This window comes from Pseudomonas fluvialis (genome assembly GCF_002234375.1).
GTDB lineage: Bacteria > Pseudomonadota > Gammaproteobacteria > Pseudomonadales > Pseudomonadaceae > Aquipseudomonas > Aquipseudomonas fluvialis.
The window spans coordinates 32,695-55,682 of the sequence record NZ_NMQV01000018.1; the positions used below are offsets into that span (position 1 = coordinate 32,695).

22 protein-coding genes are annotated in these 22,988 nt (G+C 66.2%); 17 read left to right on the forward strand and 5 right to left on the reverse strand.

The window, feature by feature from the left end:
* Positions 1 to 12: 12 nt before the first annotated feature.
* Both CFY91_RS09930 and trmL read right to left on the reverse strand, forming a co-directional pair.
* On the reverse strand, positions 13 to 1,929 hold the full coding sequence (locus tag CFY91_RS09930) for a beta-ketoacyl synthase (RefSeq protein ID WP_093986198.1): 1,917 nt from the start codon (positions 1,927 to 1,929) through the stop codon (positions 13 to 15).
* A gap of 107 nt (positions 1,930 to 2,036) precedes the next feature.
* On the reverse strand, positions 2,037 to 2,492 hold the full coding sequence (trmL, locus tag CFY91_RS09935; RefSeq protein ID WP_093986199.1) for a tRNA (uridine(34)/cytosine(34)/5-carboxymethylaminomethyluridine(34)-2'-O)-methyltransferase TrmL: 456 nt from the start codon (positions 2,490 to 2,492) through the stop codon (positions 2,037 to 2,039).
* Between the two features lie 151 nt (positions 2,493 to 2,643).
* On the opposite strand from trmL, the gene CFY91_RS09940 reads away from it, so the two are divergent.
* From CFY91_RS09940 to CFY91_RS10020, 17 genes are read left to right on the forward strand one after another with little or no spacing between them, the layout of a single operon-like run.
* Entirely contained in the window at positions 2,644 to 3,540 is an 897-nt protein-coding gene (locus CFY91_RS09940; protein ID WP_229727199.1) for an MSHA biogenesis protein MshI, read from the forward strand.
* Positions 3,540 to 4,142: a PilN domain-containing protein gene (locus CFY91_RS09945; RefSeq protein WP_093986201.1), complete on the forward strand. Its 603-nt coding sequence runs from the start codon at positions 3,540 to 3,542 to the stop codon at positions 4,140 to 4,142. The genes CFY91_RS09940 and CFY91_RS09945 overlap by 1 nt, the downstream gene beginning before the upstream one ends.
* Positions 4,135 to 4,806, forward strand: coding sequence for a type II secretion system protein GspM (gspM, locus tag CFY91_RS09950; protein WP_093986202.1), 672 nt, complete (start codon positions 4,135 to 4,137; stop codon positions 4,804 to 4,806). Before CFY91_RS09945 ends, gspM begins: the two co-directional genes overlap by 8 nt.
* Positions 4,799 to 5,146, forward strand: a complete 348-nt coding sequence (locus CFY91_RS09955; protein ID WP_093986203.1) for a hypothetical protein — start codon at positions 4,799 to 4,801, stop codon at positions 5,144 to 5,146. The genes gspM and CFY91_RS09955 overlap by 8 nt, the downstream gene beginning before the upstream one ends.
* Positions 5,147 to 5,151: 5 nt before the next feature.
* A complete protein-coding gene (gene mshL / locus CFY91_RS09960; RefSeq protein ID WP_229727198.1) occupies positions 5,152 to 6,738 on the forward strand; it encodes a pilus (MSHA type) biogenesis protein MshL in 1,587 nt (528 codons plus the stop codon).
* A gap of 3 nt (positions 6,739 to 6,741) precedes the next feature.
* A complete protein-coding gene (locus tag CFY91_RS09965; protein ID WP_093986205.1) occupies positions 6,742 to 7,680 on the forward strand; it encodes an ExeA family protein in 939 nt (312 codons plus the stop codon).
* The gene (locus tag CFY91_RS16300) at positions 7,677 to 9,113 is read left to right on the forward strand and encodes a tetratricopeptide repeat protein (protein WP_093986206.1); all 1,437 of its coding nucleotides are present in this window, start codon (positions 7,677 to 7,679) and stop codon (positions 9,111 to 9,113) included. The genes CFY91_RS09965 and CFY91_RS16300 overlap by 4 nt, the downstream gene beginning before the upstream one ends.
* Entirely contained in the window at positions 9,114 to 10,838 is a 1,725-nt protein-coding gene (locus CFY91_RS09975) for a GspE/PulE family protein (protein WP_093986207.1), read from the forward strand.
* Positions 10,838 to 12,070 (forward strand): type II secretion system F family protein, encoded by a 1,233-nt coding sequence (locus CFY91_RS09980; RefSeq protein WP_093986208.1) that lies wholly within the window; start codon positions 10,838 to 10,840, stop codon positions 12,068 to 12,070. The genes CFY91_RS09975 and CFY91_RS09980 overlap by 1 nt, the downstream gene beginning before the upstream one ends.
* The gene (locus CFY91_RS09985; RefSeq protein ID WP_093986209.1) at positions 12,070 to 12,585 is read left to right on the forward strand and encodes a hypothetical protein; all 516 of its coding nucleotides are present in this window, start codon (positions 12,070 to 12,072) and stop codon (positions 12,583 to 12,585) included. Before CFY91_RS09980 ends, CFY91_RS09985 begins: the two co-directional genes overlap by 1 nt.
* Positions 12,586 to 12,611: 26 nt before the next feature.
* Positions 12,612 to 13,142, forward strand: coding sequence for a prepilin-type N-terminal cleavage/methylation domain-containing protein (locus CFY91_RS09990; RefSeq protein ID WP_093986210.1), 531 nt, complete (start codon positions 12,612 to 12,614; stop codon positions 13,140 to 13,142).
* Positions 13,143 to 13,166: 24 nt separating this feature from the next.
* A complete protein-coding gene (locus tag CFY91_RS16305) occupies positions 13,167 to 13,619 on the forward strand; it encodes a type II secretion system protein (protein WP_093986211.1) in 453 nt (150 codons plus the stop codon).
* Between the two features lie 5 nt (positions 13,620 to 13,624).
* The gene (locus CFY91_RS10000) at positions 13,625 to 14,062 is read left to right on the forward strand and encodes a prepilin-type N-terminal cleavage/methylation domain-containing protein (RefSeq protein WP_093986212.1); all 438 of its coding nucleotides are present in this window, start codon (positions 13,625 to 13,627) and stop codon (positions 14,060 to 14,062) included.
* Positions 14,059 to 14,505 (forward strand): prepilin-type N-terminal cleavage/methylation domain-containing protein, encoded by a 447-nt coding sequence (locus CFY91_RS10005; protein WP_093986213.1) that lies wholly within the window; start codon positions 14,059 to 14,061, stop codon positions 14,503 to 14,505. Before CFY91_RS10000 ends, CFY91_RS10005 begins: the two co-directional genes overlap by 4 nt.
* Complete coding sequence (locus CFY91_RS10010; RefSeq protein ID WP_093986214.1) at positions 14,505 to 15,365, forward strand: PulJ/GspJ family protein; 861 nt, start codon at positions 14,505 to 14,507, stop codon at positions 15,363 to 15,365. The genes CFY91_RS10005 and CFY91_RS10010 overlap by 1 nt, the downstream gene beginning before the upstream one ends.
* Entirely contained in the window at positions 15,355 to 15,771 is a 417-nt protein-coding gene (locus CFY91_RS10015; RefSeq protein WP_093986215.1) for a hypothetical protein, read from the forward strand. The genes CFY91_RS10010 and CFY91_RS10015 overlap by 11 nt, the downstream gene beginning before the upstream one ends.
* Positions 15,768 to 19,511 carry a DUF6701 domain-containing protein gene (locus CFY91_RS10020; protein ID WP_133063681.1) on the forward strand — a complete coding sequence of 1,248 codons (3,744 nt, stop codon included), beginning with the start codon at positions 15,768 to 15,770 and terminating at the stop codon, positions 19,509 to 19,511. The genes CFY91_RS10015 and CFY91_RS10020 overlap by 4 nt, the downstream gene beginning before the upstream one ends.
* Before the next feature lie 6 nt (positions 19,512 to 19,517).
* Here the strand turns inward: CFY91_RS10020 and ntrC are convergent, their stop codons facing one another.
* The 3 genes from ntrC to CFY91_RS10035 form a co-directional block, all read right to left on the reverse strand.
* Positions 19,518 to 20,951 (reverse strand): nitrogen regulation protein NR(I), encoded by a 1,434-nt coding sequence (gene ntrC, locus CFY91_RS10025; protein ID WP_093986217.1) that lies wholly within the window; start codon positions 20,949 to 20,951, stop codon positions 19,518 to 19,520.
* The gene (glnL, locus tag CFY91_RS10030; protein WP_093986218.1) at positions 20,948 to 22,030 is read right to left on the reverse strand and encodes a nitrogen regulation protein NR(II); all 1,083 of its coding nucleotides are present in this window, start codon (positions 22,028 to 22,030) and stop codon (positions 20,948 to 20,950) included. Before glnL ends, ntrC begins: the two co-directional genes overlap by 4 nt.
* 247 nt (positions 22,031 to 22,277) lie before the next feature.
* Positions 22,278 to 22,913: a DUF4124 domain-containing protein gene (locus CFY91_RS10035; protein WP_093986219.1), complete on the reverse strand. Its 636-nt coding sequence runs from the start codon at positions 22,911 to 22,913 to the stop codon at positions 22,278 to 22,280.
* Positions 22,914 to 22,988: the final 75 nt, after the last annotated feature.

Genomic DNA, 22,988 nt, shown 5'->3' on the forward strand with positions numbered 1-22,988 from the left:
GCGCAGCGGCATCTAGCGCGTTTCGCGCAGGTCCGCATAGCGACAGGGGGCATAGCGGATCGGTTGGGCGAAGCCGGGGACGCGGATGCCCTGGCGGTCGATCTGCAGCTGCTGCTCGTCGATCAGCTGGTGGCCGAACTGGTAGAGGATATCCAGCTGGCCGTGCAGCGCGTGCTGCTCATAGGCCTGGGCGACGGCGCGGGTCTGCTCGCGCTGCCGGCGCCAGCTGGCCAGGCGTGCCGCGCCGTGCCGGCGGCTGAGCAGCTGCTCGGTCAGCGCCGGTGCCAGCACCACGGCACTGGCATTGTTGCCGCCAAAGCCCTTGGAGTTGAGGAAGCACAGCTGGGCCTGCTGCTCGCGGTCGGCGGTGAGGATGTCCAGCTGGCTTCGCTGCACGTCGTCGGCCACTGCGGAGATGGTCTTGATGCCCGGCAGCAGACCATGCTGGAAACTGCCCAGCGCGGCGATCAACTGGTCGGCACTGGCCGCGGCCAGGCTGTGGCCCAGGTAGGCCTTGATCGCACAGACCGGCCACTGGCTGATGCCGAAGGCTTGCGCCACGCGGTCGAGGAGTACCGACTCGGTCACTCGGTTGGCCGGGGTGCTGGAGCCGTGGGCATGCACGAAGCTGTGGCGACGCACGCAGTCTTCGCCGAGCAGGTCGATGGCGCTGGCCACCGCCTTGGCCATGGTCAGGTAGTTGCCCGGGCCGGGCGCGGAAATGGATTTCTTGAAGCCGTCGGCATTGATGAATACCTCGGGCACCGCGCCATGGATGTCGGCGCCCAGCTGCAGGGCCAGCTCGTCATCCATGAGCAGCACGTACTGGCTCGACTCGGCCAGGGTGAACCCGCAGTTGTCGCCGAAGGGCCGGCTGGCGCGGCGCCAGTCGATGCTCGCGCTGCCTTCGCCGTTGCGCTCCTGAACCTGACGCAGGCCTTCCTCGCTGGCCAGCGCGCCCATGGCGGCGTAGCCCTCGATGCACTCGGCGGTCAGCGGCGCTTCGCTGTTGCCGACCAGCACCACCCGCGCGCTGCCGTTGTGGATGCAGTCGATGGCCTTCTGCAGGTTATAGAGGAAGGTCGCGCAGGCCCCGGTGACGCTGCCGGTGCTGCCCACGCTGCCCAGGACATAGGCATTGATGAAGTCGGCGGGCATGGTGTTGAGGCCCAGCGGCAGCATCTTGGCGCTGACCCGCTGACCTTTCAGGCGCGACTGCAGCAGGCCGCCATAGCCGGCATCGTCGAGCTGGCTCATCACGCTGCCGGAAAACACCGCGATCTGGTCCGGCGCCACCTGGCTGCACAGGTACTCCCAGCTCAGCCCGCTGGCGCGCAGGGCGTCGGTGGCGCCGACAATCGCCAGCTGCAGGCCGCGCGGGTGAAAGTGCGAGTGGTAGAGCGCTGCCGGCTCGAAGCCGCTGGGCAGCTGGCCGGCGGATTTCACTGGCAGTTCGCGCAGGCTGTCGACCTTGACGTCGCAGCCTTCGTAGACGGTGACCTGCACTTCGCTGGCATTGAGTGCTTCGACCACCCAGTCGCTGGGCAGCGGCTCGGGTAGCTGCTTGCGCTGGGTGATGAAGACCAGCGGCTTGCCGGCGGTGCCGGTGATGCTCAGGTTCTTCTGCCAGGGTGCCGCGTCGACATCCAGGCAGCGCGCCTCGATGCGCCGGATCAGCGTGCCGTCGCGGACCGCCTGGGCATGGTCCTGCTCGATCTGCGCCAGGCTCAACGGCTCCCCGGCGAGGCTCTGGTACTGGCCATGCTGGCTGCTGATCAGGCCCATCATCTGTGCCAGGCCAGCGAGGGTTTCCTGGCGGGCCTGGGTGGGCAGGCTGTCCAGCACGCAACGACGGAAGGCATGGTGGAACGAGCTGCGCCCGGCAGGGCTATAACCGCCGAAACCGACGATGACAGGTAAACGTGACATGCCTGGAACTCCTTGGGCAGCACTGAAGGCGTGGGCGCGACCGGGGGTCGCAGCCAGGGGTGCCTATGCTGACGCGGAGTGTGACTGTCAGGTCACGTTGTGCCGGCTCAGGCGAATCCCTGCTGGCGCCAGGCTTCGTAGACCACCACGGCCACCGCATTGGACAGATTGAGGCTGCGGCACGCCGGGCGCATGGGGATCTTCAGCAACTGCTCGGCTGGCAGGCTGTCGCGAATCTCCGCGGGCAGGCCACGACTTTCCGGGCCAAAGAGGAATATGTCACCGGGCAGATAGTGCATTTCGGCATAGCTGTGGCTAGCCTTGGTGGTGAGCGCCAGAATCCTGCCGCCGCCGATAGCTGTGATACAGTCGACCAGGCTGTGATGGCGTTTCAATGTCGCGTATTCGTGATAGTCCAGCCCGGCGCGGCGCAGGCGCTTGTCATCCAGCTCGAAACCCAGTGGCTCGATCAGGTGCAGCTGGCTGCCGGTGTTGGCACACAGGCGGATGATGTTGCCGGTATTGGGCGGAATTTCCGGCTGGAACAGCACGACATGAAACATAACAAGAGGCCTGGATACAGGTTGAGGCAGGGAGCTGGCGCGCTGTGCGCCGGCACGAGCAAAGCATTCTACAGCCTGGCACCGGGTTTGCCCGAAGTGCGTTGCAGGCTGTTCTGGGGGCGCAGGTTTGCGTTGGTTGAAGACTAGGAAGGTGCGGGTCGCTGCAGGCCTGATCGGCATCGAGTGTGGGCCGCAAGGCATCGCCCTGGCGCAGGTGGAGCGCCGCGAGGATGGCAGCCCGTTGCTGCAGCGCTGCGAGTTCCGCGCTGTGCCGCCCGCCGAGCAGGAGGCCGCACTCAAGGCACTGGTGCAGGAACATGGCCTGCAGGACATGCCGGTCAACCTGCTGCTGCACCCGGCCGACTATCAGGCTCACCTGCTGGATGCCCCCGAAGTGGCTGCCGACGAGCTGCGTGACGCGCTGCGCTGGAAAGTCCGCGAACTGGTCGGCAACAGCCTCACCGACTACGTGGTGGATGGCTTCAATCTGCCCGAGGACGCCTACCGCGGACGCGCCCGGCGCAGTTTCTGCGCGGTGCTCGACAAGGCGCGCATGCAGGCGGGCGAACGCCTGGTGCGACATGCCGGCCTGCGTCTGCAGAGTATCGATATCACCGAGATGGCGTTTCGCAACCTGGGGCTGCTGGCGGGTGCCGAGGGCATCAACCTGGGGCTGTTGCGCCTGCGTTCCAGCGAAGGGCTGATCTGCATCCAGAACGGCAGCGAACTGTACATGAGTCGGCGCATCGAACAGGGCCTCGACCAGGCCGGCGAGGATTTCGCTAACGTGATCCTCGAAGTGCAGCGCTCGCTGGATTACTACGAAGGCCAACTGGGCAAGGGCTATATCGCCCGCCTCCTGCTGCTACCGATGAAGCGCCTGGGCGAGCCGACCCTGGCGGCGCTGAGCAGCGGGCTGGCCGTGCATGTACTGCCCCTGCGCCTGGCCGAGCTGTTTCCCGGTCAGCCGGCGGCGGAGCTGGATGATGCCGCGCAGGCCTTTTGCATCGGTGCGGTGGGCGCAGCATTGCGTCAGGAGGCCGGCTGATGCAGAACCTCAACCTGTTCCAGCAGGAGCGCCGGCGCCGTAGTGGCCCCAGCGTGCGCCTGATGCTTGCCGGTCAGGCGCTGCTCTGGCTGCTGTTGCTGGGCCACGGCCTGTGGCTGCATGGTCAGGTGCGCCAGGCTGAGAGCGCACAACAGCGCCTGCAACAGGCCGCCGAGTCATTGACCGCCAGCCTGGCGCAACAGCGCGAAAGCTTCCGTGAGCCCGAACTGGATGCCCGCCTGCCCGAGCAGCTGCTGGCCAGCCAGCAGCGTGCAGCGCGTCTGCAGGCACTGCTCGATCACCTGCAGACGCTGAGCCTGCAGGGCGAGGGCTTCGTCGCGCCGCTGCAGGCGCTGTCCAGCCAGCATCCCCCGCAGGGCCTGTGGCTGCGCCACATCCTCTTGCAGGACGGCGGGCGGCAGATGCAGCTGAGCGGGCGCAGCAATAACCAGGAGCTGCTGCCGCTGTACCTGCGCAGTCTGGGACAGAGCCCGGTGTTTGCCGGGCGCGAGTTCGCCGACCTGCAATTGCAGCGTGGCGAGGATGGGCTGTTCGAGTTCCGCCTGCGCAGTGCGGGTGTTGAGGAGACGGCAGATGAATGAACTCTGGCAACGCTGGCGGCTGCTGGCGCCGCGCGAGCAATGGCTGATCTACGCCACCGGACTGGTGGTCGTGCTGATGGCCTATGTGCTGCTGTGGGCTGACCCGCAGGGCTTGCGTTTGCAGCACAGCCGGCAGGCCCAGCAGGCCGACGTGCAGCGCATCGAACAGGCTGAGGCGGAGCTGGCCGCCCTGCAGGCGCGTGCTGCTGCCGATCCCAACCTGGCCTACCGCCAGGCGTTGCAGCAGAGCGAGGCGCAGGCCGGCGAGCTGCAGGCGCGCATTGCCAGCGATACCGCGGGCCTGGCCAGTCCGGCACAGATGCAGCAGGTTCTGCGCGAGCTGTTGCAGGCGCGTCCGCAACTGCGTGTGCTGGCCCTGCAAAGCTTCAGCGAACCGCTGGACTTGCCCCAGGACAATACGCTGCCTGCCGCCGACGCGGCACAATCGCCGGCCGCACTGCCCTTGCAGTTGTACCGGCATGGGGTGCGCCTGACCCTGGAGGGGGGCTATTTCGAGCTGCTTGGTTATTTGCAGGCGGTGCGCGGCAGTCAGGTGCGGCTGTACTGGCAAAGCCTCGACTACCAGGTACAGGAAACGGGCGGCGCGCGGATTGTCTTGCTGCTGTATACCTTGAGTCGTGAACAGGGGTGGCTGGGTGTCTGACAAGCAATTCAAGCCTCGTGCAGCACGGCTGGCCCTGCTGGCCCTGCTGGCATTTCCGGCCTGGGCGGCCACGCCGACTGCGCTGGACCCTACCCAGGCACCGCGCAGTGCCTCGCCCTCGGCCAGCCCGGCAGCCGCCGAAGCGCCCCTGCGCCTGCAGGCCATCGTGCTGGCCGGTGCACAGCGTTACGCGGTGATCGACGGCCAGCAACGCCGTGTGGGCGACTGGCTGGGCGAGGCGCGCATCCTGGCGATCGACAGCCAGGCGGTCAAACTGCAACGCCATGACCAGGTGCAATGGCTGCGCCTGGCTCCTTCCATTGTGCAACCGAGTCGATGATGAGCATGATCAGCAAACACTTGCCACTGCTCGCCGTACTGGCCCTGTTGGGGGCCTGCCAGAGCTTCGAGGATGGCGACCGCCAGTTGGCCCGGCAGGGTCAGCAACTGCTCGACGAGAGCCTCCAGCAGGCGCTGGCCAGCCCGCCGCCAGCCGCAGTGCAGGCCGCCCTGCTGCCGCCGTTGCGCCTGGACCTGCCAAACAGTGCCGGCCCGCGCTTCGATGTGGCGGTCAGCGAGATGCCGGCGCGCGAGTTCTTCCTCAGCCTGATGCAGGGTGCCGGGCAGAACCTCGTGGTACATCCGCAGGTGGATGGCCTGGTGACTTTCAGCCTGCGCAACGTAACCCTCGAAGAGGCGCTCAGCGCGGTACGTGACAGCTACGGCTACGACTTCCGGCGCACCAGTTACGGCTACCAGATCCTGCCCAATCAGCCGATCACTCGCAGCTATGACATCAACTACCTCAACCTGCTGCGCGAAGGCAGTACCGACACGCGGATCAGTTCCGGCCAGGTGACCACCGACAACAACGTCAGCAGCGGTGCTGGCGGTACCACTACCAGCAGTACCTCGTCGACCGTCAATGCCAGCCAGTTGCTGACCACCAGCCGAGTCGATCTGTGGCAGGAACTGCAGGATGTGGTGAACATGATCATCGGCAGCGAGCCGGGCAACAACGTGGTGATCAACCCGCAGGCCGGCCTGCTGGTGGTCAAGGCCAGCACCGCCGATCAGCAAAATGTTCAGGCCTTCCTGCGCCAGGCGCAACGCAATCTGCAGCGCCAGGTGATCCTGGAAAGCAAGATTCTCGAAGTCGAGTTGTCCGATGGCTTCCAGGCTGGGATCAACTGGACCCAGCTGGGCAAGGAAGGCAACAGCACCTTCGGCCTCAGCCTGAGTGGCGAAGCACTCAGCGGCAGCCAGGGCGTGGGAGGGGTGTTCACCGGCTCGCTCAGCGTAGGCGACTTCACCGGCGTGGTGCAGCTGCTGGAAACCCAGGGCAACGTGCGCGTGCTGTCCAGCCCGCGGGTGTCCACGCTGAATAACCAGAAGGCGGTGATCAAGGTCGGCACCGACGAGTTCTTCGTCACCGATGTTTCCACCACCACCACCAGCCTGTCCGGTGGCGGCACCGCGCCGGACCTGGACATTACCCTGACGCCGTTCTTCTCCGGGATTTCCCTGGACGTGACGCCGCAGATCGACGAGCACGACCAGGTCACCCTGCATGTGCGGCCGACCGTCAGCCGCGTACAGGACCAGAACAAGAGCATTACCCTGGGTAACGACGACAATGTCTTCAACCTGCCGCTGGCGCTGTCCACCACGCGCCAGTCGGACTCCATCGTGCGTGCCCGCAGCGGCCAGGTGGTGGTGATCGGCGGCCTGCTGCAGAACGCCAACCAGAACGAAGACGCCAACCTGCCCTGGGCCTCGCGCCTGCCGATCATCGGTCCGCTGTTCCAGCAGCAGCGCAAGAGTCTGCGGCAAAGTGAGCTGGTGATTCTCATGCGTCCCCAGGTGGTTGGCGAAGACACCTGGCGCGAGGAGCTGCGCAGGAGTGCGGAAAGCTTCCAGGAACTGAGGTAGGCCATGTACGAAGCGTTCTTCGGCCTGCGTGAGAAGCCCTTTGCGCTGACTCCGAATACCGAGTTCCTGGTGCAGTTGGCGCCCTATCAGGGCTGCCTGAATCTGCTGCGCCTGGCCCTGGCCGAGGGCGAAGGCTTCATCAAGGTGATCGGTGAGGTGGGTACCGGCAAGACCCTGCTGTGCCGTACCGTGCTCAACCTGCTGGACAAGCGGCGCTTCCAGGCGGCCTACCTGCCCAATCCCTGTCTTACCCCGCTGGCCCTGCGCCAGGCGCTGGCTCATGAGCTGCACCTGCAGGACACCGCGGAGCTGGACGAACACAGTTTGCTGCAGCGCATCAACCAGCGGCTGATCGAGCTGGCGGCGGCCGGCAAGAGTACCGTGCTGCTGATCGACGAAGCCCAGGCGCTACCGCCGCGCACCCTGGAGTCGCTGCGCCTGCTGACCAACCTGGAGGGCGAACGCAGCAAGCTGCTGCAGGTGGTGCTGTTCGCCCAGCCGGAGCTGGACACCACCCTGCAACAGGAGGCCTTTCGTCAGTTGCGCCAGCGCATCACCTTTTCCTACAGCCTGCGGCCCCTGGACCTGGTGGATATCCGCCGTTACCTGCAGGAGCGCCTGGCTGTGGCCGGCTACCGTGGCGAGCCGCTGTTCAGCGAAGCGGCATTGCGCCGCCTGGCGCGCGGCAGTGGCGGCATTCCCCGGCTGCTCAATATTCTCGCCAACAAGGCGCTGATGGCGGCCTTTGGCGAAGGTTGCCGGCAGATCGGCGCAGTGCATGTGCAGCGGGCGATTGCCGATACCGAAGGCGCGGTGCGTGGCGGCGCCCTGCGCCCCGGACTGCGAGGCCTGTTGCTATGCCTGGCGGCGCTGTTGGCGTTGCTGGCCGGCAGCTGGCTGGCGCTGCGCGGCTGGCCGAATGTAGCGGAGTGGCTGCCATGAGCCTGGTCAACGACATGCTCCGTGACCTGGAGAAACGCCGCGCCGCGCCGGGTGACAGCCCGCTGGCCGATGACCTGTATGCGGTCGACGAGGCTGCTGCGGCGCGCCGCGACCGCAGCCTGCGCCTGCGTCGCGGCTTGTTGTGGTTTGCCGCGGTGATGCTTGGTGCGTTCCTCATCGGCAACCTGCTCGGCCGGGTGGTCAAGGGCGTGCCGGCGATCCCGCCGCCGCGCGAGGCGCAGGTCCAAGAGCCGGCTGCCGTGACGCCGGTGCAGCTGCTCGAAGTGCTGCCGCAGCATCAGCCACGTCGCTTTGTCCTGCAATTGTTGCTGGACCGCACGCTGAGCTATCAGCGCCTCGACGAGAGTGGTGCGGTCAGCCTGGTGTTGCCCGGCACGCTGCTGCCCGGCGAGCCGCGCCATGGTCGTCTGCAACAGCAGGGGCGCAGCCTGTCCTGGCGGGTCGAGCAACAGGGCGATGCGGTGCATGTGCTGCTGGTCGGCCTGGGCGGTGAATTGCAGGTCGAAGACCGTCTGGAAGCCTTGGGCACGCGCTGGCAGCTTTGGCTGCAGGTGGATCTGCAGCGCAACGACGAAGAGCGTGTGCAGGAAGCACCGCTCGACCTGCCGGTGGCCGAGGTTGTGGCGGAGCCGGCGAGCGAGTCGCCCCCGGACGTGCCGCCAGGCTTTGGCCAGGTGCGCGAGGAGCCGGCGCCGATTGCCTGGCCACAACCGCCGGCAACCCAGCGCGCGCCGGCTCGGCCTGCGCCGGCCAAGGCCGCGCGTGGCAGCAGCGCGGTATGCCTGCACGGCGACAGTTGCTGGCCGGTGAGCAGTCCGCAGGCCGCGCCGCAGGTCCATATCCAGGGGCTGCCTGACCCCTTGCAGCGGGCCCGCGAGGCGCTGGCCGCGCAGCGCTATGCCGAGGCGATCAGCGAGCTGCAGGCGCTGCACCAGCGCCAGCCGGGCGATCGCCAGGTGACCCGCTGGCTGGCGCGTGCCTACCTGGCGGCCGGCCAGCTGGAGCCTCTGTTGGCCTGGTTGCCGGGCCAGTTGCAGGCGCAGCCAGGCGACACTGAACTGCGCCTGTTGCTGGCCCGTGCCCAGTTGCAACAGGGCCAGCCGGCGGTGGCACTGGCCACTTTGCAAGAGCAGGCGCCCAGCCTGGACAGCGACCCGGCTTACCACGCGCTGCTGGCTGCGGCCCAGCAGCAGGCCGGGCAGTGGGCGCAAAGCGCGGCCACCTATCAGGCGCTGCTGGCCCGGCGTGGCAGCCAGGGTGCCTGGCACCTCGGCCTGGCTCTGGCCCTGGAGCGCCTGCAACAGGCCGAGCAGGCGCGCCTCCACTACCAGCGCGCCCTGCAGGACAGCGCGCTGGAGCCGGCCACCCGCGACTATATCGCTGCGCGCCTGCGCGCCCTGGGAGGACAGTAAATGGCCGAGAACGACGTACGTCAGCGCAAGGTGCGCCTGGGTGACCTGCTGGTACAGGCCGGGCTGATCAATGACGAACAGCTGCAACAGGCCCTGCAGAGCCAGAAGATCAGCGGTGCCAAGCTGGGCCGGGCGGTGGTCGACCTGGGTTTTGTCAGCGAGGTGCAGCTGCTCACCGCGCTGTCCGAACAGCTGCGCATTCCCTTTATCGAACTCAAGCATTTCAAACTCGATGCCCAACTGGTGCAGAGCCTGCCGGAAGCCATGGCGCGGCGTTTCCGGGCCATCGTGCTGTCCCGCGAGGGTGGTGGCCTGCTGGTCGGCATGAGTGATCCGCTCGACCTGTTCGCCCTCGACGAGCTGGAGCGTGTCCTGAAAACCCGCGTGCAGCCGGCAGTGGTCCGGGAAAGCGAGCTGCTTTCCAGCCTGGATGGCCTGTACCGGCGCACCAGCGAAATCGCCTCGCTGGCTGGCGAACTGGAAGGTTCGCTGCAGGAAAGCGATTTCGACCTGAGCAAACTGGGCGCGGAAAGCACCTCGGATGCGCCGGTGGTGCGCCTGCTGCAAACGCTGTTCGAAGATGCCGTGCAGATGAAGGCCTCGGACATCCACATCGAACCGGACGAAGGCGTGGTGCGTATCCGCCAGCGTATCGATGGCGTGCTCAATGAACAGGTGATGAACGAACACCGCGTGGCATCGGCCCTGGTGATGCGCCTGAAGATCATGTCCGGGCTGGATATTTCCGAGAAACGTCTGCCGCAGGACGGTCGTTTCAACATCCGCGTACGCAACCGCAGCATCGACGTGCGGGTATCCACCATGCCGGTGCAGCATGGCGAGTCGGTGGTCATGCGTCTGCTCGACCAGAGTGGCGGGCTGTTCAACCTCGATCACACCGGCATGCCGGCAGACATGCTGGCGCGTTTCCGCCGTCTGCTGCAGCGGCCCTTTGGCATGGTGCTGGTCACCGGCCCGACCGGCTCCGGCAAGACCACCACCCTGTATGCCGGCCTGGCCGAGCTGAACAGCCCGGAGAAAAAGATCATCACCGTGGAAGACCCGGTGGAATACCGCCTGCCTCGCGTCAATCAGGTGCAGGTCAACCCGAAGATCGAGTTGACCTTCGGTCGCGTACTGCGCGCCGCCCTGCGCCAGGACCCGGACATCGTGCTGGTGGGCGAGATGCGTGACCAGGAAACCGCCGAAATCGGCCTGCGCGCCGCGCTGACCGGCCACCTGGTGCTGTCCACCCTGCACACCAACGATGCGCAGACTTCGGCCATGCGCCTGGTGGACATGGGGGCCGAGCCCTTCCTGGTGGCTACCGCGCTCAATGCGGTGCTGGCGCAGCGCCTGGTGCGCCGGGTCTGCGAGAACTGCATGCAGGAACAGCAGGCCGACCCGCAGCAACTGGCCTGGCTGGAGCGTCTGCACGGCGGCAGCCTGGCCGGCAAGGTATTCCGTCACGGCGCGGGTTGCCACCAGTGTCACAACACCGGCTATAACGGCCGGGTGGGGGTCTACGAGCTGCTGGAAATGGACGAGCCGATGATCGCCGCGTTGCGCCGCAACGATCCGCAGGCCTTTGCCGAGGCGGCCAGGGCCAACCCGCACTACCGGCCGCTGGCGGCCTGCGCGCTGGACTATGCACTGGCCGGGGTGACCAGCATCGACGAGGTGCTCAAGGTGTGCGCGACCCTGACCGACGTGGATAGCCTGTAATGGCGCAGTTTCGCTACAGCGGACGCAATGCCCAGGGCGCACGGGTCAGCGGGCTGGTCGAGGCGACTAGCCTGGACCAGGCGGCCAACGAGCTGTTGGCGCAGCAGATCACCCCGCTGCAGATCGATGCCCAGCAGGCCGACAAGGGCGCCGATGTACTCCAGCAACTGCTTGAGCGCCTGCGCCGGCGACGTGTCGAGCTGGATGAGCTGATCATCTTCTGCCGGCAGATGTACAGCCTGAGCAAGGCCGGCGTGCCGATCATCCGTGCCATCGGCGGGCTGGCCGAATCGACCCGCAACCTCTACCTGCGCGAGGTGCTGCAGGCGGTGCGTAGTGACCTGGAGCGCGGCCTGGGCCTGGCGGTGGCGATGAATGCGCATCCCCGGGTGTTCAATACCCTGTTCATCAGCATGGTCAGCGTGGGGGAGAACACCGGCCAGCTGGACGGGGCCTTCCGCCAGCTGTCCAGCTACCTGGAGCTGGAGCGGGAAACCCGCAAGCGCCTCAAGCAGGCCACCCGCTACCCGTTGTTCGTGCTCAGCGCCATGGGCGTGGCCCTGGCGGTGATCAACCTGTTCGTGATCCCGGCCTTTGCCAAGGTCTTCGAGCAGTTCAAGGCCGAGCTGCCCTGGGCGACGCGCGTACTGATCGGCACCTCGCAGTTCTTCCAGGACTACTGGTGGCTGCTGCTGATCCTGCTGGCCGGCGGGCTGTATGGCTTTCTGCGCTGGACGAAAACCGAGCAGGGCGCCTTGCATTGGGACCGCCTCAAGCTGCGCCTGCCCATCGTCGGCGGGATCTTCGAGCGTATCGCCCTGGCGCGCTTCACGCGCACCTTCGCCATGATGTACCGCGCCGGTGTACCCCTGTTGCAGACCCTGTCGATCAACAGTGCCAGCGTTGGCAACCGACACATCGGCCAGGCCGTACTGGCCATGCGCGAAGGCATCGAGCGGGGCGAGGCACTGACGCGTACCGCGGCAGCCAGCGGATTGTTTACCCCACTGGTGCTGCAGATGATGGCGGTGGGCGAGGAAACCGGCGCGCTGGATGACCTGTTTGTCGAGGTGGCGGATTTCTACGAGCAGGAAGTGGACTACGACCTCAAGCAGCTGGCCGATGCCATCGAGCCGATCCTCATCGTGGCGATGGGCGTGCTGGTGCTGATCCTGGCGCTGGGCGTGTTCCTGCCCATGTGGGAACTCGGCTCGGCGGCACAGGGGCGCTGATGCGTGAAGCGCTGACGGCCTGGACCCTGCGCCGACGCTGGCAGCGCCTGGGCCTGTGGCTGGTGCTGTTGATGGCGATTGGCCTGCTCTGGCTATTGACCTGGCGCATCCTCGGTGTGCTGGAGATGCGTAACATGCAGGCCATGCACGGCGTGCTGGCGCGTGGCCTGAGTGACCTGGCCGCCGAGCGCCTGGCAGCTGGGCAGCCCTTGCCGGAGGCCTGGCTACGGGGCAACCCGTTCCAGCTGCTGCGCTGGCAGCCGGACGACTACTGCGGCAGCCTGCCGCCAGCGGGGCAGCGTCAGTCAGGCTGTTGGTATTACGCCGCCGAGCGCGGCTGGCTGGCCTATCAGGCACGTTATGCCGACCGGCGTGCACCAGCAGCAGACGGGTTGTACCTGTGGCAATTGCGCAGGCTTCCCGAAAAAATGCAAACTGCATCACAACGTGACGACGGATTGGCTTTTGAATTGCAGTCTGTCAGGAACGACGGATTTCCGTCACCCGCCCGCTGACGGGCGACCGACCAGGAGTGTTACTCATGCAGCGACCACAACGTGGCTTTACCCTGATTGAACTGGTGGTGGTGATTGCCATCCTCGGTATTCTCGCCGCAGTGGCCCTGCCGCGTTTCATCAACGCCACCAAGGATGCCCACGAAGCAGCCCTGAAAGGCACCGCCGGCGCCCTGGCGTCTGCGGTATTGCTGGTGCGCTCGCAATGGGAACTCAACCGCAACGGCGGCAGCAACGGCTGCGCGGCTGGCAACTGCCAGATCGATGTGCAGGGCTTTGGCGACAACACGGTGGACGTGAATGCCAATGGCTGGCCGATCGGTACCGGGCGCGCCGGCAACCCGGCCGCCACGACCGTCATGAGTGTGACGACCTGCACCCAGGTGTTTACCAGCATCCTGCAGGGCTCGGCGCCCACCGTCGGCGCGGCGGCCAGCAACGACTATGTGCCCAGCGCCGCAGGCACGCTGTGCACCTTCACCTACCAGCGTGATGGCGCTAACGACAGTATCCAGTACAACGCCAACACCGGCGCTGTGACCTATACCTTCCAGTAAGACTTTCCACCCGGAGTGCTACCCATGAAGAAACAACAAGGCGGCTTTACCCTGATTGAACTGATCATGGTCATCGTGATCCTCGGCATCCTGGCGGCCTTTGCCCTGCCGCGTTTCGTTAACCTTGGTGGTGATGCCCGCGCCGCGACCGTGCAGGGCGCTTATGGCTCGGTCAAGTCGGCCTCGGCTCTGACGCATGCTAGTTGGCTGGCGAAAAATGATGCCACTGAAACCAGCATCACCGTGGAAGGCGGCACGGTAACCATGATTGCCACTAGTGGCTATCCGGCAGCGGCTTCGATCGCCAATGCTGCAGGGGTAACCGCAGCCGATTTCTCTATCAACACGACTGGTACAACCACCACCATGAGCGCTAATGGCGCGACCACCCCGGCTAACTGCCAGGTCAGCTACACGGAGCCTGCCGCTACTGCCGGCGCTGTGCCGACCATCACGGTGGATGTGAGCGGCTGCTAAGCCATATGCGCGGCTTCACCCTGGTCGAGTTGCTGATGGTCATGGTGATCATTGGCATCCTGGCTGCCGTGGTGGGGCCGCGTTTCTTTGAGCGGCAGGTGTTCGACGAGCGGCTGTTCCATGAGCAGCTGGCCAGTGCCGTGCGTTATGCACAGAAACACGCCCTGGCCAGCGGCTGCCGGGTACAGGCGCAGCTGGACAACAGCGGGCTGCGCCTGCGTCGTGCCGAAAACTGTGAAAGCGGCAGCTACAGTGCCAGCCTGCTGGCCGCCGACGGCCCTTATGCGGATATTCCCCTGCCGGCGGGCGTCAGCCTGTCGGGCAACAGTTTTCCGGTCACCTTCAACGCCCTCGGCCAGGCCGACCGCAGTGTGGCGGTCAACCTCGGTGGGCACAGCCTGCGCGTGCATGCTCCCGCCGGCTGGGTGGAGACCGGGCCATGAAGCGCCAGCGTGGCATGACCCTGGTCGAGCTGGTGATAGCCATCGTGATCATCGGTATCGCCGCCGCCGCGCTGTATTCGGCGATGGCCAGCCTGGCCGGGCGCAGTGCTGATCCCATGCTGCGCCAGCAGAGCCTGTTGCTGGCTGAAGCCTACCTGGAGGAAATCCTCGCCCAGGCCTATGCCGACCCCGGTGCTGCCGCCTGCAGCCAGCGGGCCTGTTTTGACGATGTGCTCGACTACCACAACCTCGATGAGCAGCCACCGCAGGATGCGCGCGGTGCTGTGCTCAACCAGTTGGCCGGCTATCGCGTACAGGTTAGCGTCAGCGACAGCAGCCTGGCGGCGGGGGCGGCCAGCGTGGCGGCGCGTTATGTCGAAGTGCGGGTGACCGACCCCAAGGGCGATGAGCTGCGCCTGGGTGGCTATCGGAGCAACTACTGATGCGTCGCCAGGCCGCCTTTACCCTGGTCGAACTGGTCATGGTCATTGCCTTGGCCGGTGTGGTCGCGGTGATGATCAGCACAGTCCTGGTGCGCCCGATGCAGGGCCTGGTCGACCAGAGCCGGCGTGCCGAGCTGGTCGATCAGGCGGGTCTGGCGCTGAGTCGCATGGCCCGCGACATCCGCCTGGCGGTGCCCAACTCGGTGCGCGTGCAGGGCAGTGACCTGGAGCTGTTGCGTATCCAGGCGGCGGGTCGCTACCTGCCCAACCGGCTGGGTGGCGATGGCCTGCGTTTTGCTCCCGGCACTGCCGCCGAGTGCACGGCGACGGGCAATGACTGCCAGGCCTTCCAGGTGCTCGACCCGGCCCTGGCGGTGGCCGGCGCGCGCTGGCTGGTGCTGTACAACGTAGGGGCGCAGAGTGGTGGTGTAGCGGTGCCCGGCAGTAACCTGTGGGCGGCCGCTGACGCCGATGGCCGGCATGTGATCAGCCCCAGCGGCAGTACGCTGAGTTTTGCCAGCCAGGCCGGGCAGGGCGTGCTGCGCCTGCAACCGCCCGGCGGCAGTTTTGCCTTCAGCTTTGCCTCGCCGCAGCGCCGCTTTTACCTGGCGGATGAAGTGGTGGGACTGCGCTGTGATCTGGCCAACCGCCGCCTGCTGCGCTACACCCGCAGCAGCCTGGCGCCGGCTTTCAGCGCCGAGCAGAGCGAGGTATTGGCCAGCGATGTCAGCCGCTGTGCCTTCAGCTATCAACCCGGCAGCCAGCAGCGCGCCGGCCTGGTCAGCCTGACCCTGGGCTTGAGCCGCGACAATGAAGCGGTCGAGCTGTTGCAGCAAGTGCAGGTGGACAATGCGCCCTGAGTCCTCACAACGCGGCTTCGCCCTGGTCGCGGCGATGTTCCTGATCATCGTGGTGGCCTTGCTGGTGGCAGCGATGAGCCGCCTGGCCAGTGACCAGCATGGCGGCAACAGCCTGGCCATCCAGCAGGCGCGGGCCTACCAGGCCGCGCGTGCCGGCCTGGAGTGGGGCATCGCGCGTAGCCTGGGCAGTGCGGCCTGTGCGGCGGGCAGCCCTGCCTTGGCCGGCGGCAACCTGGCCGAGTTCACGGTAACGGTGAGCTGCCAGGCGCGTGGGCCCTATGTCGACGGGGCGCGCAACCTGCAGATTCTTTTGCTCACCGCCGAGGCCGGCAACGGCCTGCCAGGCGGTCGTCCCGACTATGCGTTCCGTCGCCTGCAGGCGCAAATCGAGGTCAGCCTGCCATGATTCAGCGCCTGCTTTTACTCTGCCTGCTCTCCCTGGCCAGCCTGCCGGTGTGGGCGGTGACCTATACCTTCAACACATCCGGAAGCACGTTGGTAAGTGGCACACCGGCCATTTGTTCGGGAAGCTGGAGCCGCAGTGGTACGACATTTACCTGTAGTGGTCGTCTGAGTTCGGCCTCTGGAGATATTTTCCGGGTCTCTTCAGCGACCACGATTACCGTTCAGGCTGAGGAGATTGTGCTTACAGGCACCACCGTCGGTAGCAGCGCGCGCAATATCAACCTGCGCGCCCAGAGCCAAGCGGTGTCGTTAACCAATACCGTGGTGTTTGGCTCGCTGACGGCGCAAGGCGGAACGATCAGTACGATTGGCGGCAGTATTTCCGGCCCGGTAAACAGCAACTGTTGCCAGATTACCGGCAATGGCACTCTCTTCGAGTCAAGCATCAGCAGTACGAATGGCGCCATCAACCTCACTGGCGGCCAGGTCAATGGCCTGGTGACTAGCAACTGCTGCACCCTGACCAGCAATGGCAGCAACCTGCTCGGCGGCGCCAATGCCAACTCCGGGCTGAACATCAGCGGCGGGACGCTGAGCGGCAACTTTGCCGCGAACAGCAATCCGGCCCTGTTCAGCGGGGTAACCCTGAGCTCCGGTTCGGTGACAGGGGGCAGCGCGACCTTCACCGACAGCCAGCTGGGTACGCCGGATAGCCCGGTGACGGTGACCACCCAGTTCGGTGCGGTAACCCTCAATAACAGCGAGGCATTCGGCAACTTTACCGCGCCGAATTACTCGACCATTTTCGTCAACAGCCCGAGCAGCGTCACTGGCACCTGCCTGCCCAACTCGACGCCGGCCAATGCCTGCCAGCCGGCAGCAGCGCCGACCTGTTTTTTCAACGACAGCTTCGAGCGCGATAATCTGGGCGATGCCTGGGTGACCACGCGGCGCAACGGCACGTTCAATATCGGTATCGCCAACAACAGCGGCCGGCGCCTGCGCCTCACCAATGATTCGGCGGAAGTCGCCACCGCCGCCACCCTGCAGTGGCTGCTGCCGGCGGCGCGCAACCTGGTGACCATCGAGTTCGACTACTTTGCCTATTCCAACAGCGCCAGCCGGGGTGCCGACGGCATTGCGGTGATCCTCTCCGACGCCAGCGTGACGCCGCAGCCGGGCAGCTTTGGTGGCTCACTGGGCTATGCCCAGCGTGACAATGGGGCCCCGGGGTTTGCCGGTGGTTGGCTGGGCATTGGCCTGGATGAATACGGCAACTTCGCCAACCCCACCGAAGGACGCAATGGCGGTCCCGGTTTTCGCCGCGACTCCATCACCCTGCGCGGCTCCCAGGCCGGGGCGTATCGCTACCTGGCGGGTACCGGCACGCTGGACCCGGAAGTCGACTCGAACATCGCCAGCAGTTCGGCGCGCCCCGGACATCGCTACCGCATCGTGGTCGATTCGCGAGTATCCGGACAGGCCATGGTCAGCGTGGCGCGGCGTACCAGCAGCGGCGGCAGCTTCCAGACCCTGGTTGCCCCTTTCAATGCGCTGGCCAGTGCCGGGCAGGGCAGTATTCCCAGTGATTTTCTGCTCAGCTTCACCGGCGCCACCGGCAGCAGAGTGAATATCCATGAGCTGGACAACCTGCAGGTGTGTGCCGTGCGCTACCGCCCGGTGGGGCCGCAGATCGATCACTTCCGCTTTAGCCATGCCAGCAGCAGCCTGACCTGCAACCCGCTGGAGGTGACGTTGCGGGCCTGTCTGAATGCCACCTGCAGCCAGCTGTATAGCGATCCGGTGACCGTCAACCTGAGCCCTTCGACCACCTGGGTCGGCGGCAACCCGCTGAGCTTCTCGGGCGGTGTGACCACCCTGCAGTTGCGTGGCAACACGCCGGGTAGCGTAACCCTCGGGGTGAACAGTTCGACGCCACCGGCCCGGGCCTTCGGCACCAACCTGTGTAGCACCAGCGATTGCCGGGTCAGCTTTGTCGAGAGCGGTTTCATCATCGATGCCCCGGATGTGCTGGCGGGCAAACCGGCTACCGCCACGGTCCGTGCGGTACGCGCCGATCCGTCCAATCCGCAGGCCTGCGTGCCGGGCTTTGCCGGGGGTAGTCGAACGCTGCAGTGGCGCGCTGGCTATATCGAACCGAACAGCGGCAGCCAGCCGGTGCTGCTCAACGGTACACCGCTCAGCAGCAGCTACACGCCGCTGAGCGTGACCTTCGACAGCTCGGCCAGCGCCAGCCTGCCGCTGCGCTATGACGATGCCGGGCAAATGCGCCTGGAGGCCCGCTACGCGCCGAGCAGTGGCGATGAAGCCGGCCTGGTGATGACGGGCGAGGACAGCTTTGTCAGTCGCCCCTATGGCCTGTGCCTGCAAACCGCCAGTAGCTGTGCCGAAGGCAGCGACTACAGTGCCTGCCCGGTCATGCCCGGTGGCGTGCGCGCCGGTGATGCCTTCGACCTCGACCTGCGTGCCGTGGCCTGGCGTCGCGATGGCCAGCCGCTGACGGCTGACGAACTGTGCGGCAATCCCACCACGGCAAACTTCCGGCTGGGTGATATTGCCCTCAGCCACCAATTGCTGGCGCCGACTGCGGGCGTACCGGGCACGCTGAGCCTGGACCGCTACAGCCATGTGCTGGGCGAGAGCACCCGCGTGCGCCCGGCGCTCAGCGAGGTGGGGGTGTTCCGCCTGACGGCCAGCCCGCCCAGCTACTTCGGCCAGCCGATCAATGGCGGCAGCAGCGCTCCGCTGGGCCGTCTGCCGCCAGCCTGGCTGGAAGCCCAGGGCAGTGCGGCGCTGCAGGCAGCCTGTACGGCTTTCAGCTACCAGGGCCAGGCCATGGGCTTTGCCCAGCCTCCGCAGTTGGAGGTGCTGGCACGCAATCGGCAGGGGCAGGTCACCGCCAACTATGACCGCCCGGGCTTCTGGCGCCTGGCGTTGCCCGCGCGGGCCAGCCAGGCGTCCGGGCTGCCCTACCTGTCGGTGGTCAGCGAGGCGGGACGCAACCCCTTTGCCAGCGCCCAGCCGGGTGCCGACCTGAACACCCGCTTGCAGGTCCAGGGCAGTGTGCTGAGCAGCGTCGACAACGCCGCGCTGGGCGATGGCCGCCGCACCTTCCGCTGGACCGGGGAAAGCCTGCTCTATGCACCGGCCGCCGCGCCGCAGAGCGAGGATCTACCCTTTACCGCCAGCGTGCAGATGGAGTTTGCTGCCGCGGCACTGCAGGACAGCGACGGCGTATGCCAGGGCGCGGGTGGTAGCTGTAGCGGCTACACCTTCAGCTTTGCCGGGACTGAGGTACGCCTGGGGCGCCTGCAGATTGGCAACGCGCATGGCAGCGAGCTGCAGAGCCTGAGCCTGCCACTGCAGCTACAGAGCTGGCAAAGCCAGGCTGGGCGCAACCTGTTCCTCGCGGAAAACGCCGACAGTTGCAGCAGTGCGCTGCTGCAGACGGCCGAGCTGGGGCCTTACACCGGCAATCTAGAGGGGCATACCCATGCCAGTCTGGGTTGGCCGCTGGCCGCACAGGGCAGCCTGCTGCTGAGTGCGCCGGGGGCCGGCAACCAGGGCTCCGTGCTGGCGCGCCTGCGCGATACCCCGACCTGGCTATGGTTCGACTGGCGTGGTGCAGGCCGTGAGCCGGCCAGTGGCCTGGCCAGCTTCGGCATTCATCGTGGCAGCGCGCCGCTGATCTACCGCCGTGAGCTGTACCGCACCCAGTAATGCCGGCTAGTCGTCGCTGTCATCCTCGTCGCCGCCGTCGACGTTCATGCCCAGCTCCTTGATCTTGCGGGTCAGCGTATTGCGTCCCCAACCGAGCAGCAGGGCGGCGTCGCGGCGGCGGCCGGCGGTGTGCTTGAGGGCGGTTTCGATCATGATCCGCTCGAAGCAGGGCACCGCACAGTCCAGCAGGTTGCTTTGCCCGCGGGCCAGCGCCTGGTCGGCCCACAGGCGCAGGGCCTGCTGCCAATCGCCGGTCTGGCCGGTCTCGGCCGGCTGGTTGAGCAGTTCGGGCGGCAGGTCGTCGACATGCACCTCGCGCCCCGAGGCCATCACGGTGATCCAGCGGCAGGTGTTTTCCAGCTGGCGTACGTTACCCGGCCAGGCCAGTTGCCGCAGATAGTCTTCGGTTTCGCTTTTCAGCAGCTTGGGCTCAACGGCCAGCTCCTGGGCGGCGCGGGCAAGAAAATGGCGGGCCAGCGCGGGGATGTCTTCGCGGCGGTCGGCCAGGCGCGGGATATGGATGCGGATGACGTTGAGGCGGTGGAACAGGTCCTCGCGGAACTTGCCCTCACGCACCAGGTTTTCCAAGTTCTGGTGCGTGGCGGCGATGATGCGTACGTCAACTTTCACCGGCGTGTGCCCGCCGACCCGATAGAACTCGCCGTCGGCCAGCACGCGCAGCAGGCGGGTCTGCGTATCGGCCGGCATGTCGCCGATCTCGTCGAGGAACAGCGTGCCGCCGTCGGCCTGCTCGAAGCGTCCACGGCGCTGGTTGGCGGCGCCGGTAAACGCGCCTTTTTCGTGGCCGAACAGCTCGGACTCCATCAGATCCTTGGGGATCGCCGCCATGTTCAGCGCGATGAACGGCGCGGCCGCGCGTGGGCTGTGGCGATGCAGGGCATGGGCGACCAGCTCCTTGCCGGTACCCGACTCACCATTGATCAGCACGGTGATGTTGGAGTGGCTGAGGCGGCCGATGGCGCGGAACACCTCCTGCATGGCCGGTGCCTCGCCGATGATTTCCGGGCTGCGTAGTTGCGGCTCGGGCTCGGCCTGGCGCAGTTGCTCCTGGGCGTGCAGGTTGGCGCGCTTGACCAGCGACACGGCTTCGTCGACGTCGAAGGGCTTGGGCAGGTATTCGAAGGCGCCGCCCTGGTAGGAGGCCACCGCGCTGTCCAGGTCGGAGTGCGCGGTCATGATGATCACCGGCAGGCGCGGGTGCATCTGGCGGATTTCGGCCAGCAGGTCGAGGCCGCTGGTGCCAGGCATGCGGATGTCGGAAATGATCACATCCGGCTGCTGACGGGTCAGACGATTGAGGACACCGTCGGCGCTGTCGAAGCACTGGGTGTTGAGGCCTTCCTGCTGCAGGGCCTTTTCCAGGACCCAGCGGATGGAACGGTCGTCGTCGACAATCCAGACGGTTTCGCTTCGGCTCATGACGGTGCGGCTCCTTGTTCCAGCGGCAGGAAGATCGAGAACAGGGTGTGGCCCGGATGGCTCTCACACTCGATCAGGCCCTGGTGCTGGCTGATGATGGTCTGGGTAATGGCCAGGCCGAGGCCGGTGCCGTCGGCGCGCCCACTGACCATGGGGTAGAACAGGGTTTCTTGCAGTTCGGCGGGAATACCCGGACCGTTGTCGATGATTTCCACCTTGCATACCAGGCGATGGCGGGTATGTCCGATGGTGAACTGGCGCAGGCTGCGGGTGCGCAGGGTGATGCGGCCGAGGCGCTGTTCTGGCTGGCTGGCCAATGCCTGCATGGCATTGCGCACGATGTTCAGAACCGCCTGGATCATTTGTTCGCGGTCGACCAGCAGTTCCGGAATGCTCGGGTCGTAGTCGCGAACCAGGGTGATGCTGCCCTGGCTTTCCAGGTCGACCAGGCTGCACACCCGCTCCAGTACCTCGTGGATGTTGGTGGGCGACAAGGCCGGCAGCTTGTTCGAGCCGAGCATGCGGTCGACCAGGTTACGCAGGCGGTCGGCTTCCTCGATGATCACGTCGGTATAGTCGCGCAGCTCGGTAGCGGGCAGCTCGCGCGCCAGGAGCTGGGCGGCGCCACGGATACCGCCGAGGGGGTTCTTGATCTCGTGGGCCAGGCCACGCACCAGCATCTTGGTGGTTTCCTGCTTGGACAACTGGGCCTCTTCCTTGCTGATGCGCAGCAGGCGGTCACGCGGGTGGACTTCCAGCAACAGCAGGGTGGTGCCACGGCTGAGAATCGGCGTGACGGCATAGTCGACCACCAGGCTCTGCCCGTTCAACGAGGTCAGGTGGGCCTCGCGCTTGGTGAACGGATGCGCCTGCACCACGGCTTGGTGCAGGGCGTTGAGTGCTTCGGGCGACTCGGTGAACAGCTCGCTGATGAACTGGCCGTGGCTGCGTTGGCCGCTGATGGCCAGGAGCATTTCGGCCGCGGGATTCATGTACTCCAGGCGCAGCTCGTCATTGAGCAGCAACGTGGCCGTGGTCAGGTTGTCCAGCAATAGGCGGTGCAGCGCGTGATCGATCATGGGCATGCCTTCCTCAAGTGCTGCAGGATGAAGCAAGAAGCAAACCAGCTTTGCCAAAAAATCGGAAAAAGCCCGCCGTTACTGGCCTGCTTACACGATCGCCGGGCTGCTGGGCGTGTCCTTGCCTGATCGCAGGGCATTTCAGCGCACCAAGATAGTGCATGGCGTGATGGCCTGCTATCTCGGGGTGCATGGTCGTTGCGTCAGGGCGGAGCGCCTGGCCTGCCGAGGACAGGTCGGCGGCCTGTTAGAGGAAGGGCAGCACTTTGCGCGGTTCTACCGGCTTGTCCTTGAGAGGGCACTCGGGACGTACCCCGTAGTCTGCCTTTTGGCAGGGATTCACCCGGCGCTTCTGGGCCAGGGAAATGCGCTGCATGTGTAGTGGTTGCGCGGGGGTGCGTTCCAGGGTCTTGCCGGCTGCATCGATGATTTCCACGGCCAGCATGTGGCTGCCGCGGTCGACATTGTTCAGCACGATGGCCGCGCTGCGGCTGGGTTCGCCATAGGGTTGGCCATCCAGCAGTACGCGGTACTGGTGGCCCTCCTGCAGGGTGGGGTCGCTCTGCACGGTGACGAGAATTTCCCCGCCGGCATGGCTGATGCTGGCGTCGACCTGCGGCAGGAGGATGCGCAGTAACGCATAGGCTGGCGCGGCGACCTCGGCCAGCGGCTGTGGCGGCGGTGCCGGGATGCCCAGGCGAGCCGGTTGTGGCGGGCTGATCGGCACCGCCGGGCTGGGGTTCAGCTCGATGCGCTGGGCCTGGCTAGTGCGCGGCTTGTCGGTGAACACGCGGTTGCCCTCGGCGTCGATGTAGGTATACACCTGGGCACTCAGCGGCGTGCAGCAGAGCAACAGCAGGCTGGCGAGAATGCGCTGCCTCATCGTGGTGCGGCGATGCTGTTGGACTGCGGAGCAGGGGCCGGCGCGCTGGGGGCCGGGCTGGGGGTCGGTTTGGGC